The sequence below is a fragment of the Methylophaga sp. UBA2513 genome (assembly GCF_002341285.1).
GTDB lineage: Bacteria > Pseudomonadota > Gammaproteobacteria > Nitrosococcales > Methylophagaceae > Methylophaga > Methylophaga marina.
This window is the reverse complement of the sequence record NZ_DDNT01000008.1, coordinates 25,054-43,329: the sequence shown is the minus strand read 5'-3', so window position 1 is coordinate 43,329 and position 18,276 is coordinate 25,054. Positions and strand designations below refer to the sequence as shown.

Annotated in this window: 19 protein-coding genes; 2 read left to right on the top strand and 17 right to left on the bottom strand. The window is 40.6% G+C overall.

Annotated elements, in window-relative coordinates; genetic code table 11:
- Nucleotides 1-56: 56 nt before the first annotated feature.
- The 8 genes from rseP to rpsB all read right to left on the bottom strand — a co-directional run bounded on the left by rseP (nucleotide 57) and on the right by rpsB (nucleotide 7,201).
- A complete protein-coding gene (gene rseP, locus B3V56_RS04645) occupies nucleotides 57-1,394 on the bottom strand; it encodes an RIP metalloprotease RseP (RefSeq protein WP_289284009.1) in 1,338 nt (445 codons plus the stop codon).
- Nucleotides 1,382-2,569: a 1-deoxy-D-xylulose-5-phosphate reductoisomerase gene (gene ispC / locus B3V56_RS04640; RefSeq protein ID WP_289281623.1), complete on the bottom strand. Its 1,188-nt coding sequence runs from the start codon at nucleotides 2,567-2,569 to the stop codon at nucleotides 1,382-1,384. The genes rseP and ispC overlap by 13 nt, the downstream gene beginning before the upstream one ends.
- The gene (locus tag B3V56_RS04635) at nucleotides 2,570-3,397 is read right to left on the bottom strand and encodes a phosphatidate cytidylyltransferase (protein WP_289281622.1); all 828 of its coding nucleotides are present in this window, start codon (nucleotides 3,395-3,397) and stop codon (nucleotides 2,570-2,572) included. It abuts the gene before it with no gap.
- A complete protein-coding gene (locus tag B3V56_RS04630) occupies nucleotides 3,390-4,133 on the bottom strand; it encodes an isoprenyl transferase (RefSeq protein ID WP_289281621.1) in 744 nt (247 codons plus the stop codon). Before B3V56_RS04630 ends, B3V56_RS04635 begins: the two co-directional genes overlap by 8 nt.
- Before the next feature lie 33 nt (nucleotides 4,134-4,166).
- Complete coding sequence (frr, locus tag B3V56_RS04625; protein ID WP_289281620.1) at nucleotides 4,167-4,724, bottom strand: ribosome recycling factor; 558 nt, start codon at nucleotides 4,722-4,724, stop codon at nucleotides 4,167-4,169.
- Between the two features lie 8 nt (nucleotides 4,725-4,732).
- Nucleotides 4,733-5,458 carry a UMP kinase gene (gene pyrH / locus B3V56_RS04620; RefSeq protein ID WP_289281619.1) on the bottom strand — a complete coding sequence of 242 codons (726 nt, stop codon included), beginning with the start codon at nucleotides 5,456-5,458 and terminating at the stop codon, nucleotides 4,733-4,735.
- Between the two features lie 3 nt (nucleotides 5,459-5,461).
- The gene (gene tsf, locus B3V56_RS04615; protein ID WP_289281618.1) at nucleotides 5,462-6,343 is read right to left on the bottom strand and encodes a translation elongation factor Ts; all 882 of its coding nucleotides are present in this window, start codon (nucleotides 6,341-6,343) and stop codon (nucleotides 5,462-5,464) included.
- Nucleotides 6,344-6,448: 105 nt separating this feature from the next.
- Nucleotides 6,449-7,201: a 30S ribosomal protein S2 gene (gene rpsB / locus B3V56_RS04610; RefSeq protein WP_289281617.1), complete on the bottom strand. Its 753-nt coding sequence runs from the start codon at nucleotides 7,199-7,201 to the stop codon at nucleotides 6,449-6,451.
- A 271-nt stretch (nucleotides 7,202-7,472) separates the two neighbouring features.
- Here rpsB and map point away from each other — a divergent pair, with 271 nt between their 5' ends.
- Both map and glnD read left to right on the top strand, forming a co-directional pair.
- Nucleotides 7,473-8,240 (top strand): type I methionyl aminopeptidase, encoded by a 768-nt coding sequence (map, locus tag B3V56_RS04605; RefSeq protein ID WP_286305391.1) that lies wholly within the window; start codon nucleotides 7,473-7,475, stop codon nucleotides 8,238-8,240.
- A gap of 15 nt (nucleotides 8,241-8,255) precedes the next feature.
- Nucleotides 8,256-10,874, top strand: coding sequence for a [protein-PII] uridylyltransferase (gene glnD, locus B3V56_RS04600; RefSeq protein WP_289281616.1), 2,619 nt, complete (start codon nucleotides 8,256-8,258; stop codon nucleotides 10,872-10,874).
- Between the two features lie 43 nt (nucleotides 10,875-10,917).
- Here the strand turns inward: glnD and B3V56_RS04595 are convergent, their stop codons facing one another.
- The 9 genes from B3V56_RS04595 to B3V56_RS04555 form a co-directional block, all read right to left on the bottom strand.
- The gene (locus B3V56_RS04595; protein WP_289281615.1) at nucleotides 10,918-11,187 is read right to left on the bottom strand and encodes a ComEA family DNA-binding protein; all 270 of its coding nucleotides are present in this window, start codon (nucleotides 11,185-11,187) and stop codon (nucleotides 10,918-10,920) included.
- Between the two features lie 124 nt (nucleotides 11,188-11,311).
- The gene (locus B3V56_RS04590; RefSeq protein WP_289281614.1) at nucleotides 11,312-11,863 is read right to left on the bottom strand and encodes a sugar transferase; all 552 of its coding nucleotides are present in this window, start codon (nucleotides 11,861-11,863) and stop codon (nucleotides 11,312-11,314) included.
- The gene (locus B3V56_RS04585) at nucleotides 11,860-12,810 is read right to left on the bottom strand and encodes an NAD-dependent epimerase/dehydratase family protein (RefSeq protein ID WP_289243990.1); all 951 of its coding nucleotides are present in this window, start codon (nucleotides 12,808-12,810) and stop codon (nucleotides 11,860-11,862) included. Before B3V56_RS04585 ends, B3V56_RS04590 begins: the two co-directional genes overlap by 4 nt.
- Nucleotides 12,811-12,831: 21 nt before the next feature.
- Nucleotides 12,832-13,845: an EpsG family protein gene (locus B3V56_RS04580; RefSeq protein WP_289284008.1), complete on the bottom strand. Its 1,014-nt coding sequence runs from the start codon at nucleotides 13,843-13,845 to the stop codon at nucleotides 12,832-12,834.
- Nucleotides 13,832-15,121 carry an oligosaccharide flippase family protein gene (locus B3V56_RS04575; RefSeq protein ID WP_289281612.1) on the bottom strand — a complete coding sequence of 430 codons (1,290 nt, stop codon included), beginning with the start codon at nucleotides 15,119-15,121 and terminating at the stop codon, nucleotides 13,832-13,834. Before B3V56_RS04575 ends, B3V56_RS04580 begins: the two co-directional genes overlap by 14 nt.
- The gene (locus B3V56_RS04570; RefSeq protein ID WP_289281611.1) at nucleotides 15,121-16,041 is read right to left on the bottom strand and encodes a glycosyltransferase; all 921 of its coding nucleotides are present in this window, start codon (nucleotides 16,039-16,041) and stop codon (nucleotides 15,121-15,123) included. The genes B3V56_RS04575 and B3V56_RS04570 overlap by 1 nt, the downstream gene beginning before the upstream one ends.
- On the bottom strand, nucleotides 16,025-16,642 hold the full coding sequence (locus B3V56_RS04565) for a DapH/DapD/GlmU-related protein (protein WP_289281610.1): 618 nt from the start codon (nucleotides 16,640-16,642) through the stop codon (nucleotides 16,025-16,027). Before B3V56_RS04565 ends, B3V56_RS04570 begins: the two co-directional genes overlap by 17 nt.
- Nucleotides 16,639-17,388, bottom strand: a complete 750-nt coding sequence (locus B3V56_RS04560) for a glycosyltransferase family 2 protein (protein WP_289281609.1) — start codon at nucleotides 17,386-17,388, stop codon at nucleotides 16,639-16,641. The genes B3V56_RS04565 and B3V56_RS04560 overlap by 4 nt, the downstream gene beginning before the upstream one ends.
- 3 nt (nucleotides 17,389-17,391) lie before the next feature.
- On the bottom strand, nucleotides 17,392-18,219 hold the full coding sequence (locus tag B3V56_RS04555) for a glycosyltransferase (protein WP_289281608.1): 828 nt from the start codon (nucleotides 18,217-18,219) through the stop codon (nucleotides 17,392-17,394).
- Nucleotides 18,220-18,276: the final 57 nt, after the last annotated feature.

Here is an 18,276-nt window from a genome sequence, read left to right as displayed (position 1 = left end):
TTATCAGCAATAACTATCCGTCGACGAAAGAGTAAGTGTACCTGCAATTAATCTGATTATCCAAACACTCTTGTGAGATCATTAAAAAAGGCAATAAACATCACCATAATCAAAATCAAAAAGCCCACTTTTTGTATCTGCATCTGAGTTATTTCAGAGATTGGTTTACCTCTGACAGCCTCCACTGCAAACATGGCGAGATGTCCACCATCAAGCATTGGGATAGGTAAAAGGTTCAATATGCCAAGTGTAATACTTATCATGGCAAGAAAACTGATAAATGAGGTCACACCCTGCTCGGCCGAGCTACCTGCAATTTGTGCAATACTAATCGGCCCGCCAAGATTATCGGTTGAGACTTTCCCGGTTATCATTCCCCATAAACTTTTCAGCGTCGAAGAAGAAAAATCCCAAGTTTGTATCACCGCTTGCCAGACCGCTTCAACAGGGCCATAACTTAATTCCGCTTGAAGATCCTGAGGTATCGTGCTCTGACTTGCATCGACCGCGGCACCAATTCGTCCTTTTCCATCATCACCAGCTTGTGGTGTTAATGTGAGAGTTAAGCGTTGCTCATGACGTTGAACTTCAATATTCAACTCTTTACCAGCACTTGCTTGGATCAATTCAACCCATTTCGACCAGTTATCAATGGTTTGTTGCTGTGAGGACAGGAGAACATCCCCCACTTTTAACCCGGCTTTTTGGGCTGGTGAGTCAGGCACAATTTCACCCAGTACCGGTTTAATAGCTGGACGCAAAGGCTCAATACCTATTTTGTCCAAAATACTACTTGCTTGATCAATACTGACTTGAGGTATGACTAAAGCATATTGCTGCTCAATGCCTGACGTCAGTACTAAAATCTCAGTTCGTTCACCATATTCTGCTTTTTGAATGAGTGCCTTATAAACACTATTCCAGGTTGGGGTTTGTTTACCATCCACCTGTAAAATTTCATCACTCGGATTGAGACCCGCCTGAGCGGCGATTGAGGCTGGATGCACATCATCAATGATGGGTTTAATTCCAGATACACCAACGACAAACAACATCCAATAAGCCAGTATGGCAAAAATGAGGTTGGCTATAGGGCCAGCAGAGACGATAGCCACTCTTTTTGCCAAAGACTGACGGTTAAATGCAAATTGAGCTTGCTCTTCACTTACCGGCATTTCCCGTTCATCGAGCATTTTGACATAACCGCCCATTGGAATAGGCGCTAACACATACTCAGTGCCATCTTTACCCACTTTTTGCCAGATAGGTTTACCAAAGCCCACCGAAAACCGTAGCACTTTGACGCCACAACGTCTGGCGACCCAGAAATGACCATATTCATGAATGATAATTAGTATGGCTAAAGCGATTAAAAAGAAGACTAGTGAGTGCATAAACCTATCTTGCTCATAGCCAAGTCTCTTGCGGCAGCGTCATCTGCCAGGATTTGTTCGAGTGATGAAGCCTCATGAATAGGTAGCTCGGTTAAAACGTCTTCAATAATTTTCGCAATCTCAGTAAACCGTATCTGCTCATCCAAAAAGGCTTGCACTGCTACTTCATTAGCAGCATTCAAAATAGCTGTAGCCGTACCACCATCGTTTAATGCTTTATAGGCTAAACGTAAACAAGGAAAACGTGAAAAATCAGCTTCACTAAAATCAAGCCGGCCTACTTTCACTAAGTCTAATGGTGCCACACCAGAGGCGATTCGCTCTGGCCACGATAAGGTATTCGTAATAGGAGTCCGCATATCCGGATTGCCCATCTGAGCTAAAACCGAGCCATCCTCATAATCCACCATTGAGTGGATAACACTCTGTCTGTGTAACACGACTTCGATTTGTTGGCTTTGTAAGCCAAATAGCCAATGGGCCTCAATCACCTCAAGACCTTTATTCATCATAGTCGCTGAGTCGACGGAAATTTTTTGCCCCATGGACCAATTAGGATGAGCAACAGCTTGTTCTGGTGTCACCTCTTCTAATTTATCCAGCTCATAGTCTCTGAAAGGCCCACCTGAAGCGGTAAGAATTATCTTCCTTACCCCTTTGCCGTTGAAATCATGATGCTGCGTGTTTGCTACGGGCAGGCATTGCCAGATGGCATTATGTTCACTATCAACGGGGAGAAGAGTTGCGCCGTTTTCTGCCACAGTTTTCATAAACAAGGCACCACTCATGACCAATGCTTCTTTGTTAGCCAGTAAGATTCGCTTGCCCGCTTTGGCAGCGGCAAGAGTGGGTAATAAGCCAGCAGCACCCACGATTGCGGCAACGACGATATCGGTTCTGGATGATGACGAAACATCTTCCAGTGACTGGGTGCCACTTTTTACAACTGTATTACAGCCTTCTTTACGAAGCACTTCAGCCAGTTTGTCTGCAGCTTTGGCATCTAACATCACAGCAATTTCAGGTTGAAACTGCAGACATTGCTGCAACATAGTTTCAACAGATTGATTGGCTGTTAATGCATAGACTTTGAATTTTTCAGGATGAAGACTCAACACGTCCAATGTGCTCAAACCGATGGAACCAGTAGAACCAAGAATCGTCACTGATTTCATCTAGACACTACCCATGATTAATATCAGGAAAGTGAAGATAGGCACTGCAGCTAAAAGACTATCAATTCTATCTAATATACCACCATGTCCTGGTAGTAAATTCCCGCTATCTTTAACAGAAAAGGCACGTTTGTAGAGGCTTTCAAATAAGTCACCGATAATGGATGAAGCCACCGTGGCGATAGAAATTAACATCCATTCAAACCACGTGATTGTCGAAGGTGATGTTACTGAATAAAAAGCAGCTGCCCATATTGAAGCAAGCACAATGGCACCCGCGACACCTTCCCATGTTTTGTTCGGACTGACAGATCGTGCCAACGCATGTTTACCAAAGCGTTTACCAGCAAAATAACCACCGGTATCTGCTAACCACACTGTCACCATGACAAAAAAGAAGAGAAAAGCACCGGTTTCACTAAAGGTTTTCAATGTGACAGCAGAGACAACAAATACAGTGAGTATCAGAATACTGCTAATCGCACCAAAAATTTTATTCTTGAATAAATAGGATAACCGTTCAGACAGAGAGTTATTTGAATAGGCGAGTATGGTTAATGTCGCTAAAAGCCAAATAATAATGCCAATGCTGATCACAAAATATGGATTAATTTGTGTAATGGCCAAATACAATACAACAATCAGGTCTATCACCAGCATCACACGCATTGTCGGGCTTTTTATCCCTATCATTTGATGCCACTCCCAAGCAGCCAGTATGGCTACGGCAGCGATAAGTGTAGTGAATGTCACTAAGGAACTGGCAAAAATAGCCCAAACAACCAGGGGAATTAAAATGGCTGCTGTGATTAAACGTTGTTTAAGCATCCGATTGACCTTGCAACTGTTCAGAAGTACGACCAAAACGTCTTTCACGCTGACTAAATGAGCTGATAGCCACATCTAATTGTTTTTTATCGAACTCGGGCCACAATACATCTGTGAAGAAAAACTCTGTATAGGCCATTTGCCATAACAGGAAATTACTGACGCGCTGTTCTCCGCCAGTGCGGATAAATAAATCTGGTTCGGGGAGTTCAGCGGTTGATAGTGATGAACTGATATCGTCTTCGTTAATATCGTCAGGGTCTAATTCACCAGCAGCCACCTTTTTTGCAAGCTGACGAACGGATTGTGTGATATCCCAACGCCCACCATAGTTTGCAGCGATGTTGACTATCAGTCCCGTATTATTTTGTGTGAGTGACTGTGCATCGACTATTTTCTGCTGTAATACGGGAGAAAATTTATCGACGTCGCCAATAATGCACAATCTAATATTATTCTCGTGTAACTTTTTGACTTGATTGTCGAGGGCGTGACTAAATAATTCCATAAGCAGTGACACTTCTTTACCTGGTCTACGCCAGTTTTCACTGCTAAAGGCAAATAAACTGAGCACTTCGACACCAAGTTCGGCACAGCGTTTCACTATTTCTGCCACCGTTTTCACACCAGCTCGGTGCCCCATAAAACGTGGTTGTAAACGGCGTTTTGCCCAACGGCCATTACCATCCATGATAATGGCGATATGCTTAGGAATATTCTTTTTCTGAGGGTTCATTCAGAGGTGGTCAATGAGAGTGTAACCAGCCGGTTACACTTCCATCAAGTCCGTTTCTTTTTCTGCAAGCACATCATCAATTTGTTTGATGGTTGCATCGGTGAGCTTCTGAATATCTTCTTCAGCACCACGTTGCTCATCTTCAGAAATTTCTTTTTCTTTCAGTAGATCTTTTAGCGTGCTGTTAGCATCACGGCGAATGTTACGAACAGCGATACGTGCATTTTCAGCTTCATTTTTTGCCACTTTGACTAGGTCACGACGGCGTTCTTCCGTTAAAGGAGGAATGGGAATCCGAATAGTCATGCCGGCACTGTTTGGATTAACACCCAGATCAGATGTCATGATGGCCTTTTCAACGACAGACACCATATCTTTCTCCCATGGTGTTACCGTTAATGTTCTTGAGTCTTCAACACCCACATTTGCCACTTGGCTCAATGGCACATCAGAACCATAGTAAGAGACATGCAAATGGTCCAACAAGCTGGTGTGAGCACGTCCTGCACGAATTTTTGCCATTGCTGTATTCAGTGCAGCAACACTTTTTTTCATACGATCAGCAGCATCTTTCTTGATATCTTCAATCATATTCAATCCTATTTGACTAATGTTCCAACTTCTTCGCCGTAGATAATTTTTGTCAGATTACCTTCTTTGTGTACGTCAAAAACACGTAAAGGTATTTTTTGCTCCTGACACATCACAACAGCTGTCGTATCCATCACAGCAAGACGGTTATTGATGACTTCGTCATAACTCAATTCATCATAACGAACGGCATTTGGCTCTTTATTCGGATCAGCGTTATAAACACCATCAACCTGCGTCGCTTTTAACATCAGTTCAGCACCGATCTCCACAGCACGTAAACTCGCTGCTGAATCAGTCGTGAAAAAAGGATTGCCCGTTCCGGCAGCGAAAATAACTACACGCCCTTTCTCAAGATGTCTGATAGCACGACGGCGTAAATAATCTTCGCAGACCTCATGAATTCTGATAGCTGACATGACACGACAGAAAGTACCGTTTCGCTCCAAAGCATCTTGTAATGCCAAGGCATTCATCACTGTCGCTAACATGCCCATATGATCGGCACTGACACGGTCCATGCCACTAGCGGCGAGACCAGCACCACGGAATATATTTCCGCCACCGATGACGACACCGAGCTGAACGCCTTGCGCGCTCAGCTCAGATATCTCTTTGGCAAAACGGGAAATCACTTCTGGCTGGATGCCATACTCCGCATCCCCCATCAATGCCTCGCCACTCAGTTTGAGCAAGACACGCTTAAAAACTGGCTGACTTCCCGTTTGTGTCATAAATTACTTCCCTCTGGCTTGAGCCATAACTTCTTCAGCAAAATTATCTTCTGCTTTTTCAATACCTTCCCCCACTTCAAAGAACTCAAAAGCGTCAATTGAAGCGCCAGCTTGTTTGATCAGTTTTTCAACTGTCACGTCCGGGTCTTTAACGAATGGTTGGCCAACCAGGCTGATTTCGTTGACAAATTTCGCCATACGACCTTCAATCATTTTCGCAATGATGTTTTCAGGTTTGCCGCTATCACGTGCTTGTGTCGCCACGATATCACGTTCTTTATCCAGCAACTCTTGAGATAACTCATCTGGAGAAATGGCTTGTGGACGATTTGCAGCAACGTGCATAGCTAAATCTTTAGCCAATTCTTCGTTGCCACCAGTTAACTGAACCATAGTACCAATGCGGTCACCATGACGGTAGAAACCGATAATGCCATCTTCAGTATTTAATGCAGTGAAACGACGAACTTGAATGTTTTCGCCAATTTTAGCTACCAGTGCCTGACGCACAGTTTCAACTGTTTCACCAGAATCCAGTGTTAATTGTTTTAACGCGTCCAGATCAGCAGGTTGTGCTTCCAACGCTTTTTTCGCTACCGCAGATACGAAATTAACAAAAGCATCTGCTTTCGCTACGAAGTCAGTTTCTGAATTCACTTCCAACATGACGGCATGTTTGTTATCAGCACTTGTTTCAATAGCGATGATACCTTCAGCAGTGATACGATCTGCTTTTTTATCCGCTTTTGCCAAACCTGATTTACGCATTTCTTCGATAGCGACTTCGATGTCACCATTTGCTTCGACGAGTGCTTTTTTGCACTCCATCATGCCTGAGCCTGTACGCTCACGTAGTTCTTTTACTAAAGCTGCAGTAATTGCCATTGCTCTAACCCTTTTAATCTGATTGTTTTATGAATGCTCATCACTGAGCTCATATACAACACAGGCCCACCCACGGGCGAGCCTGCTGAATTAAACTAGTAGAAATTATTCGCTGGCTGATTCAGCACTTTCTTCAGCAACTTCTACGAATTCTTCTTTTGTATCTGCTGTTGTCACAGAAGCACGGCCTTCCAGAATGGCATCAGCAATGTTTGCAGTGTATAGACGGATTGCACGCATTGAGTCATCGTTACCAGGGATAACGTAATCAACGCCATCTGGATTACTGTTACTATCGACGATAGCGATAACAGGAATGCCTAATTTTTTGGCTTCTTGAATAGCAATACGTTCATGTTCAACGTCAATAACAAACATTGCATCAGGTAAACCACCCATTTTGCGGATACCACCGATGCTTTTTTCTAATTTTTCTTGTTCACGAGCCAGATCTAAGACTTCTTTTTTCTTCAGACCTTCAGTTTTGCCAGACTCGATCATGTCCTGGATAGCATCCAGACGTTTAATTGATTGGCGAACGGTTTGGAAGTTAGTCAACATGCCACCTAACCAACGGCGGTTGACATATGGCATACCTGCACGTTCAGCATCTTCACGAATCGCATCTTGTGCAGCACGTTTGGTACCGACAAACATGATACGACCTTTTTTAGACGCCAGTTTGCTGACAAAATTCAACGCATCGTTGAACATTGGCAAGCTATGTTCTAAGTTGATGATATGGATATTGTTACGTTTACCAAAGATGTATGGGCCCATTTTTGGGTTCCAGTAACGGGTTTGGTGCCCGAAATGTACGCCTGCTTCAAGCATTTGGCGCATTGTTGTTTTAGCCATGATTATACCTTTAATAGTATGGGGTTGAACCTCCACGTACCCCAGTTGTCGACTAATTAGGTCAGACCTAATAGCACCCCGACACCTGTGACGGCACATGTGTGATTTTGCCTTCTTTCGGCGCGCATATTATTCCACACTTAAGCAACAAAACAAAGCGAAAAGAACAATTACCAGCTTGGCCTAGAATGATCACTGGTGACCAAAGCCGATTTACGGCAAACTATGTCTGATATCAGAAACTTCATTTCAAAATTAGCAGGGAATTTAAATGGCTGTCAGTATAAAAACTGCCGAAGAAATTGAAAAAATGCGTGTAGCGGGAAAACTTGCCGCTGACGTTTTGACCATGATTGAACCGCATGTCCAAGCCGGTATCACCACTGAAGAACTCAATCAGATTTGTCATGACTACATTGTCAACGAACAACAAGCCATTCCTGCCCCGTTAAATTATCATGGTTTTCCTCGCTCCATCTGTACCTCTGTTAATCATGTCATCTGCCATGGCATACCCAGTGAGAAAAAACTCAAAGACGGCGACATTATCAACATCGACATCACCGTTATCAAAGATGGTTACCATGGTGATACCAGCAAAATGTTTCAGATTGGTAAGCCTTCTATCTTGGCCCAGCGTCTTTGTCGTGTTGCCCGTGAATCCATGTTTGTCGGTATTGAAATGGTTAAACCAGGCATCCGTCTGGGTGATATTGGTCATGCCATTCAGACTTATGCCGAGAAAGAAAACTTTTCCGTTGTTCGTGAGTACTGTGGTCATGGTATCGGCCAGGTCTTTCACGAAGATCCCCAAGTCCTTCACTACGGTACTCCGGGCACAGGACTCGAACTCAAGGCAGGCATGACATTCACTATTGAGCCAATGATTAATGCAGGCAAACGTCATGTTCGGCAACTGCCTGATGGCTGGACCGTCGTAACCAAAGATCGTTCTTTATCAGCACAGTGGGAACACACCATTTTAGTGACTGATAGCGGATATGACATTCTGACCTTACGTGAAGAAGAAACCGTTTAATCTATAAGGTGTTGTATGCCTCAGCAGACTCTATCTATCTGGGAAGTTGGAAACTTAGTGATTCCTTCTGATGCAGAGGTCACCAATGAAATTTGTCGACAAGCTTTAAAGCAAGGCCAGCTATATCTCCAGCAACAATTCGATGCTGGGAGTTCTATTGAAGACTTGGTGTATCAACGCGCCTCGTTTGTTGATGAGATTCTGACGCAAATCTGGCAGCAACATATCAGTGATGACACACCTGTCAGTCTGATTGCCGTAGGTGGTTACGGACGCGGAGAGCTCCATCCTTATTCTGACATTGATGTATTAATTTTACTTGATGAATCCATCTCAGACACGCCACCAGATTCTTTATCCAGTTTTCTGACTCAACTCTGGGATGTGGGCTTAGAAATTGGTCACAGCGTCAGAACGATACAGGAATGTCGTCAGCAAGCAGAAGATGACATCACTATCGCCACTAACTTATTAGAGGCACGATTACTGTGTGGCCACAGTGCGTTGTTTGAATCACTGCAACAACTGACAGTCACTAATAAAACCTGGGACACTCGACGCTTTTTTGAATTAAAAAGACAAGAACAGTTAGATCGCCATCAGCGCTATAATGATACGGCCAATAACCTCGAACCAAATATTAAAGAATCACCTGGGGGGTTAAGAGATATTCAGGTCGTCAACTGGGTAGCTCAACAGCATTTTGATGTTAAAAACCTGGAAGGACTTCGTCAAAAAGGGTTTCTGGCTAATAGCGAATATGAAACTTTACAAAAAGCGCAAAACTTTTTGTGGACAATCCGCTTTGTACTGCATCACCTTGCAGGTCGTAAACAAGAAAAGTTGATGATCGACTTTCAGCGAGAACTCGCTAAGAAATTGGGATATAAAGACGACGACTCTCGACTCGCTGTTGAAAAATTCATGAAGGATTATTATCGTTGTGCCCGCTCTGTCAGGCAAATGAATAGTCTCTTACTACAGCTGTTTGAAGAGACGATTATCCTCGCCGATGAACCTCGTGAAGTCAGAGTAATTAATCGTCGCTTCCAGTCACATAATGGCTATCTTGAAACAATCAACCCGGGCATCTTTGCCTACTATCCATATGCCTTATTAGAAGTCTTTCTTATTCTTCAGCAAAACCCTGAGCTCAAAGGGGTCAGAGCGTCGACTATCCGTCAGATTCATGCCCACTTACACTTAATTGATGATAATTTCCGCCGTGATATAAAAAACCGAACTTTATTTATGGAAATTATTCGTCAGCCAAAAGGCGTGACGCATGAGTTTCGTCGAATGAATGAATTAGGCGTTTTAGGTGCTTACCTGCCTGAATTCGGTCGCGTCGTCGGCCAAATGCAGCATGATTTATTTCATGCCTATACGGTTGATGAACACACTCTATTTTTAGTAGGTAATTTAAGACGCTTCTCCTGTGAAGAAAACAGAGAAGAGTTCCCTCTTTGCTCTGAAGTGTTTAATCAACAGCCTAAACCGGAAATACTCTATATCGCAGGTATTTATCATGATATAGCCAAAGGCCGAGGTGGAGATCACAGCGTCTTAGGTGTGGTTGATGCAAAAGCATTCTGTGAGCGACATAACCTCAGTGAATATGATACGAATATCGTCGCTTTTCTGATTAGATACCATCTTGCTATGTCGACGACGGCTCAGAAAAGTGATTTGGAAGATCCGACTGTCATCAAAAAATTTGCTGACTTGGTAGAGACAACAGAACGACTGAATTATCTCTATTTATTAACGGTTGCTGATATCAGAGCCACTAATAATAACTTGTGGAATGGTTGGCGAGATTCGTTATTGAAACAGCTTTACCACAGTACCCACCAGTGGATTGAACATACTGAGGCTCAAGCAAAAAGTACACGTGAAAAGAGCTACAAAAAATACCAGGAAGCGATGCAACAACTGCTATCTAACGGCCGTAGTCAAGAAGATATCAGTCAGCTCTGGCATGCCTATGATTTGGACTACTTCCTCAGGCATTCAATTGATGAACTCGTTTGGCAATCAGAGCAACGTTTAGATCATATGGATGACGATCCATTAATCGCACTGAGAAAACATAATGATCAACTGACGCTAGAAATTTTTATTGTCACTCATGATCGGGCTGGCATTTTTGCCGCCATAACGGCAGCGCTTGAGCAATGCCAACTCAATGTATTGGACGCAAAAATCAATGTCACCAATGAGCACGATGCTTTGAATACCTTCATCGTAAACGGTGACCGACTAGATACCAGACAAATTACCCGTTCGCTTGAAAAGCAACTCGCCAACACTTCTCATGTGAAGCCATATAGCCCCACCATCACACCGAGAACAATGAAGCTATTTAAAACACAGCCGAATATTGAGTTTGAAACCAACCTTCAACAAAACCATACCGTGATGTCCTTACATACACATGACAGACCTGGATTGGTTTCGGCTATCGCTCAAGTGTTTCTGGCCTGTAAGGTTCAGCTCATTAACGCCAAAATTAATACACTCGGCGACCAAGTTGAAGACGTATTTTTCATTACCACAGCAGATGAGAATGCCCTTGATGAACTGGAAGAAAATAACCTAAAAGAACAACTGCTGACCAACTTGTCACACTAAAAAAAACGGCATGTATTTCATGCCGTTTTTTTAAATAGAAAGCTTAATTTTGAGAAACAGTCAGGTCATTAGACAGTTTTTCTAACTTTTTATCACCAATACCTTTGACGTTAGTCAGCTCATCTACCGTTTTAAATTTTCCGTGAGCATCACGATATTCAATTATGGCATCTGCCGTTGAAGGTCCAACACCATTTAACATCTGCAACTCTTCTGAGGTCGCTGTATTGAGATCAATCTTGTCGGCAGCATATGCTAGAGAAGTGCTGAGAAAAAACGATAAGACCAATGCAAAAAATGATTTTCGTAACATAATCCATACTCCATGTTAAAACTAAGTCCATTAACAGTTTCTCCTGAAACTGAAGCTTTAGGTTAGATGAAAAAACGAATGAAAATCAAACAGACTTTTTGCATTGTGTGAGCTTGCTCACAACTCACTTCCTGATCCTGTCCCCCGCTCCCTTGCCAGTCAAAGTGAGAAAAATTAAATAGAAATACTGTTTGACTGAAAACGAGGCAATCATTTTGGCATCTGTTTCAGCAAGTAACTCAGGAGTCGACATATCAATATCATTGACCTGAGCTAAGCCAGTAATACCAGGGCGTACTGAGAACACATTCAGTTTGTTTCTCGCTTCAATCAACTCATGCTGACTTTCCAGGCATGGCCTTGGACCAACCAAACTCATATCGCCTTTTAATACATTCCAAAGCTGAGGAAGTTCATCGAGTTTAGTCCTTCTGAGGAACCGCCCGAAATGCGTTACTGAAGACTCAGCCGCCAAATGTGTGGCGACATGAGCGGTGTTTTTACGCATAGTTCTGAACTTAACCAATGTGAAAATCGTTTTCTGTCTTCCGACCCTTTGCTGAAAAAATAACGGGCTACCAGAATCAAAAATTCCCAAAAACAACAATATGACAAGTAAAGGAGAGAATATAATCAGTCCAGTTAAAGCAAAAAAAACATCTAAAATTCTTATCATTTCTCTCTCTCTACCATTTTTCTTAATTGGCTAGGTAAGTCAGAGATCGGTTCCCAGCCAAGTAACACCTTTGCCTTGTCTTTTCTGACTATTAGACAACTATATAACTTTCGATATATGTTTTTTTTTCCTATACATGCCAGTAACCATCGCAACGGCGTTTTTGGTATATAAAAAAGCCTTAGCGACTTCTTGTAGGCTTCAGAAATGGCAATGAGTAAACCCGTTGTAGACACATCATCCTTATCAGCAATCAGAAAAGTCTCATTTTTTGCTTTTGGCTTTTCAATACAGGTCCATATAAAGTCAGTCAAATTGTCAATTGCAAGTACTGATCGCCAGTTTTGCATTTTTGCGAAAGGAAGTGGGACTCCTTTTCCTACAAGCTTTATCAGTTTCTCGAAATTACCTTTAACTCCAGGCCCATAAACCAAAGGTGGACGTATTATCGTGTATGCCATATTGGATGCATGACAGATAGTTTTTAAGTGATTTTCAGCGGCTAATTTCGAATGAGCGTATTCATCCTCAGGTAATGGTACGTCAGTCTCACAGAAAGGCTCTAATGTTTCACTCGTTTCTTCACCGTTTACCTTGGTTGAACTTATAAAAATAAAGTGTTTTACCCCCGCAATAGCAGCCTGACTTGCTAAAACTCGAGTTAACTCCACGTTTACTTTTTGATATACGGCTCTTGCCTCATCCTCGTTTTTATTCGGAATATCTATAGCAGCCAAGGCATGAATAATCACATCAATTGAACTCAAATCCAGTGATGAAATAGTTTCGCTGTTTATTTCTGGATAAAGCCAATATTCAATTTCGGGGATAGATTTATCTGAGGCTGTTCGCTGTAATGCGACAAGCTCGACTTCTTTCTCCTTAGACCATGAAGCAAGTACATTCTGCCCAATAAAGCCATTTGCACCCGTAATTAAAATTCGCATTTATTTAATCTAACAACTGTTTTATTTGAGAAAAGGAATTAGTGAGGGGTACAGATAAACAAACCTTGCTAAAGCGTAAAGCACTGCAAAGATGATTATTGAATAACATACCCAATAATATTTATTTTTCTGCCACTCCAAAAAAACACTCGTCAAATAGAGTGGTAGCGTAATCATCATCAACTCCGCTAACCGCGTGGCAGGAGCGACATGAGTATACATCGTTGACATAAATATAATACCCATAAGTCCTGTCCCAACTAAAACTCTCGCTTTAGGGTCAGAAAAAATAGAGTTTCTAAGTGTATAAACCACAAAAAGGTTTAATGCATAAAATACAGCTAAAAAATAAAAAAATAATCCCGTTGAGTTTTGGGTATCAATGATTTTTTCACCAAAATAGAATTGATATTTAGGGTTAACATAGCCAGCAACACTCCCTATTAAGTCAAATAATGAAAAATGAAATAAAATAAATAACGGTGATAATACAAAGCTTACTAGTAATGCAGTAAAAAAATATTTACTGTAATAGATTGGAAATATGATCAAGAAAACTAAACATGTAAGGTGAATCTGAGATGATAAGAGAATGAGGCCGAAGCTTAATAATGGCCTCTTATCAAACAAGAAATAAATTGCCACTATTACGAAAGCTGTGGCATAAGCAACTCTAAGAACCGTCCCTTCCAATAAAAAAAGGTAGAAACAGCAATAAAAGAAAATGGTTAACCATGGCTTTTTGTCACTCAGTCTCTCATAGTAATAAAGTTTGAGAGTAGTCAGCCCCATAGTCAGAGAGAAAATAAACCATTTGAAGCCAATCAGTTCACCTAACAACTTGCTTGACCAAAAGAAAAGTATTTCTTTAGTGAGAGAAAAAGAATCAAAGAGCTGATACCAAGTTTGATTGGCAACGCGATGTTCATAATGCCAGTTGTAATGCATCCAATCTACTGAAGCTGAAATTGATAATAAAAAAGCTGTCAATCCCAGCAGTGGATAAATCAACCAAACATGTTTACGGTACATCATTAGCTTGTCCTAGAGCAGGATTCATTGCCGTTTTTCTCAATAAAATTCTTAAGAAAACAGCCTCCAAAGTAAGTCTGCCAGACCAGACAAAACTAGCACCAATAACACCATACGATTGAAAGATGTAAGGAGCAGTAATTACGTACAGTACACTTTCAAACAAAAACACGAACATAAGTAACTTCACTTTGCCTTTTGCAAATAAACTGACTAAAGGCAACTGTGAATAAGCAGCAGCCATAATACCGATAGCTAGGATAAAAACGACAATACTGACTGATTTATCAATCACTTCCGTAGCAAAAACAGTGGTGATAATGAAAGAAACCAACAGTAATCCTAACAGGTAAAATAAGTTGAGCAAGCTAACCTTTTTATACCAGTTAGTAACTGCATACGCTTGTTCACGACTCTTATCAGGCTTAGCCATAATGGGCACTAAAACAATAGCGAGAGACCAGGGTAAAAGAAGGTAACGGCTCATAATGTCCTGACTTAATATATAAACAGATAATTCACTCGTTGAAAGATATCCTGCGACAAAGAATCTATCTAAGAAAATAAAACCTGATGATATAAATCCAGCTATCGCGGCATAAAAACTATAATTAATTATATTTTTTAACTTCTTAACACCTCCCACCCTATATATTGAAGGTAAATAATTACTGGATAATAAATAATAAAAATAGAAAGAAAAGATTCGAGAGGTCACCAAGGCAACAGCTACTGCAAAAACCGAAGATGAGAGCGGATATACAAGAAGGGGAAATAAAAAAAGGCTACATCCAGACACCATTTTTGCAATATTAGCTACTCTGAATTCACCTTTTCCCTCTAAAGCTCCCCTATACACCGAAATTAAGATTGATGGGATGAGACCAAGAGCAACAATCTTGAATGAGTTAATCAACTCATTCTGAATTTTTTCGGCAGGTTTTAACCAACCAGTTATAAAAGGCTCAGAGAAGAAATAAATTGTTGCCATTCCTACGAGTCCTACGAGCCCCCCGATAAACATCCCTGATTTGAGATACTCACTAATATCCTTCTCTGACTCTAATGAGGGTATAAAGTGATGAAGGCTTCTCGATAAACCAAAGTCATACACAACTAAGAACAAAAAAATAGAACACAAAAGAGAAACATAAGAAAAAATCTCAGTTCCATGTAGAAGAGCTAATACAGGCAGACAAATAACAGCTGCGCATGCGGGTAAAACACCACCCAATAAACTCCACAATGAGTTTTTACTAATAAAATCAAATAACTTCATCAGAATACATATGTAATTAGCATTAATGATAATACTAATTGATGAGAGCGTTCCCTCCTGAACTTACTGACATTAAATGCCAGTACAAGCCTGTCAGAGAAATTTAATCTAACCATACGCTGCATAAGAGATGAAGATGTTTTTTTTTCCTGACAATAGCTTAAAAGTAAATATGAAAGTAGTTGAACCTGATTTCTATACCAACGCTGCTTTACTGTCACCAATCTCTTTATAGATGCTCGGAAGCCTTTATGTACACCCACCACATTGTGTAGATGCTGTCGATATTTTAAGAGTGGTCTTTGTTCTATATACCATTGATAATTAGCCGCTCTTGCATAAGCATAAATTAGCCAATCATGAAGATCTGGAAGGTTTTCATCTGTATGTTTCTGAACAAAGTCATGAAGCTCATCAAACAAGGCTCTAGTTACACAGAAGGAACAGCCAGGTCCAGCTGACTCAAATAGATAATCTAATTGCTTGAGAGGTTGGGCTTTATTAATAAAAGCACATTGTCCATCATCCCAGAAAGCGACCACATTTCCTGATATCGCATCAACATTTCGTTTAATCAATGTATGAGTCTGGTATTCAAGTTTATTACTCAGCCATATGTCATCTTGATCAGCAAAAGCTACAAAATCAGCATCTAAAATATCAGCCTGCCTAATTAGCCGATAAAAATTTTTCCCGGCACCGTTTACGGCAGAATGATCTGATAACAGAGTCACTCTTGCATCAGTTTTTGCAAGTTGCTTTACAAGGGGATATGTCCCATCAGTTGAACCGTCATCAGATATGATCAGTCTGACATCAACATCCCTTTGCTCCAGTATTGAATGGACTTGCTCTTCAATCCAGTTTATTCCATTATGTGTAGCCAAAAGCACTGCTACTTTTTTATTTGGTAGATTCATCCTGATTCCTTACTTTGATCCATCGCTTTGTAATGAAACAATATTTTTTGACTATTTTAGCTGGAACACCTACTACAATAGTATTTTTATCAACATCCTTAGTAACAACTGAACCAGCCCCTATGACGGCACCTTGACCTATTGTTACTCCAGGCATGATTGACACAGACTCTCCAATCCAGACTTTATCCTCTATAATTACCGGGGCAGAATACAGTTCCCGGTCTGTTGGATTCTCACTTGGTGATGATTCAATATCTTCATTACTGTAGCAGCCATGGTTATGATCAGTAATGAAGACCTTACTTGCAATCAAAACATCATTACCAATCACCACTTGATCAACAGCACCAATGTGAACATAGTCATTAAGTTGCACTCGATTACCAATTACGATCTGATGTGGTTTTGTTCCAAGCGCATCAATTCGGACCCCAACACCCGTTGTAAAATGTTTCCCCCATTTAACGGCAGAACGTCCGCGAATATAAAAAGGCAAGCGTATAAGGCGTGCAGGTTTATAAAAAATCTTGGTTACGACTAATGCACTCACTAACCTAATAGAGCCCAAAAAACCATAACGCTTCAATAAATGTCTCATGGACGCTGCCAAAATTGAGGGAGTCGTGATGCTGTTTTTATTAAATTGAAATAAAAAGGAATTTTCAGGTTATTTTTTTTACATGCCTTAAAAGACTCGATATTCCCTTTAATAATATTTCTTAACGAGTTATTACTCGCTCCACCTATTCGCATCTTTATCATTATATTAGGAAGGTAAACTGATGTAAGACGGTAAATTTCTAGAAACCGCATGGTGAGCTCAAAGTCAGACTGAATTTTAAATTCAGTATCGTAATACCCAAGTTCATCAAAATAGTGTTTTCTGACAAAAAAAGTAGGATGTGCAGGCATCCAGCCGCGTTGAAAAAGACCTGGGACAAAGCATCGTGACTTCCAGTATCTTATGATCCTATCCGTATTTTCTTTATCAACATAAACAAGATCACCATACACAATATCAATTAAAGGGTCTGAAAAAGCAGCAGCAACATTACTCAGTACGTTTTCATTTGCATAAAAATCATCGGCATTGAGAATACCGACAATGTCGCCTGAAGCGGTTTTTACTCCCTTATTCATTGCATCATAGATACCATCATCAGGTTCAAAGATGTATTTTGAAACAGAGTCTGATGAAGCAATAATCTCACGTGTACCATCTTGAGAACCGCCATCCACAATAATATGTTCAATATTCGGGTAGTCTTGCAAAGCAACAGATTGAATTGTGTCATTAATAGTTTTAGCACTATTAAAACACACAGTGATGATGGAAATTTTCACTATTTATGTCTTCTTCCAAACGTTTCGTTGATGCTCAAACTCTAACACTGACTTGAAAAACATAGCTCTTAATTTAGGATGCAGTGCCCAGAAAATTATTTCAAAAGCCTCTTGAATCCAATGAAAAACATTCTTACGCTCAGCAAAATCAGAAATCTCGCGGTTATATTGAGATAAATTTTCAGAGAGTTGGCCCGAATGCTTTTTAAATACGCCGATAGGAGACGATATTACTTCCAGCTGATGCTCATTACTAAATGACCACCAAAGATAATAGTCCCCCGCAAGCTTTAATTGTCTCAAATACTCCAGGTCAACAGTGTCAAGTATACTCTTACGCCAAAAAGTTGATTCTTGTTGAATATATGGCAAAGTTTTGCCGTATGCTCCAACCCTGATTAATGAGGAAGTATATCTAAAAGGTAAATCTACATGTGTAATGATATTTTTTTCATTACAAACAGAGCGATATCCGGTTATCCAAGAAATATCATGTTCCGTAAATATATCAGCTACAGCCTCAAATGCATGAGGGTATAAGAAGTCTCCAGCATTTAAATAGCACATGATATCGCCTGTCGCTAACTTAAAACCTTTAACTAGCGCATCATACATCCCATTATCAGGCTCTGAGATAAGCGACTTTATATTGTTTTTATAACCTTCTAAAAGAGATAGCGTACTATCTGATGAACCACCGTCTATGATAATGATTTCAAAATTTTGATAGGTCTGATTGATAATAGAGTTGATGGTATGACAGATATAATTATCTGCATTAAAAATTGGGCAAATGACACTTATTTTCAACTCTTCATTATTTTTTTTCATTTTTTATTTTAACTAACTCATTCAATCAAGCTTTTCTTTAATACCTGACCTTAATTA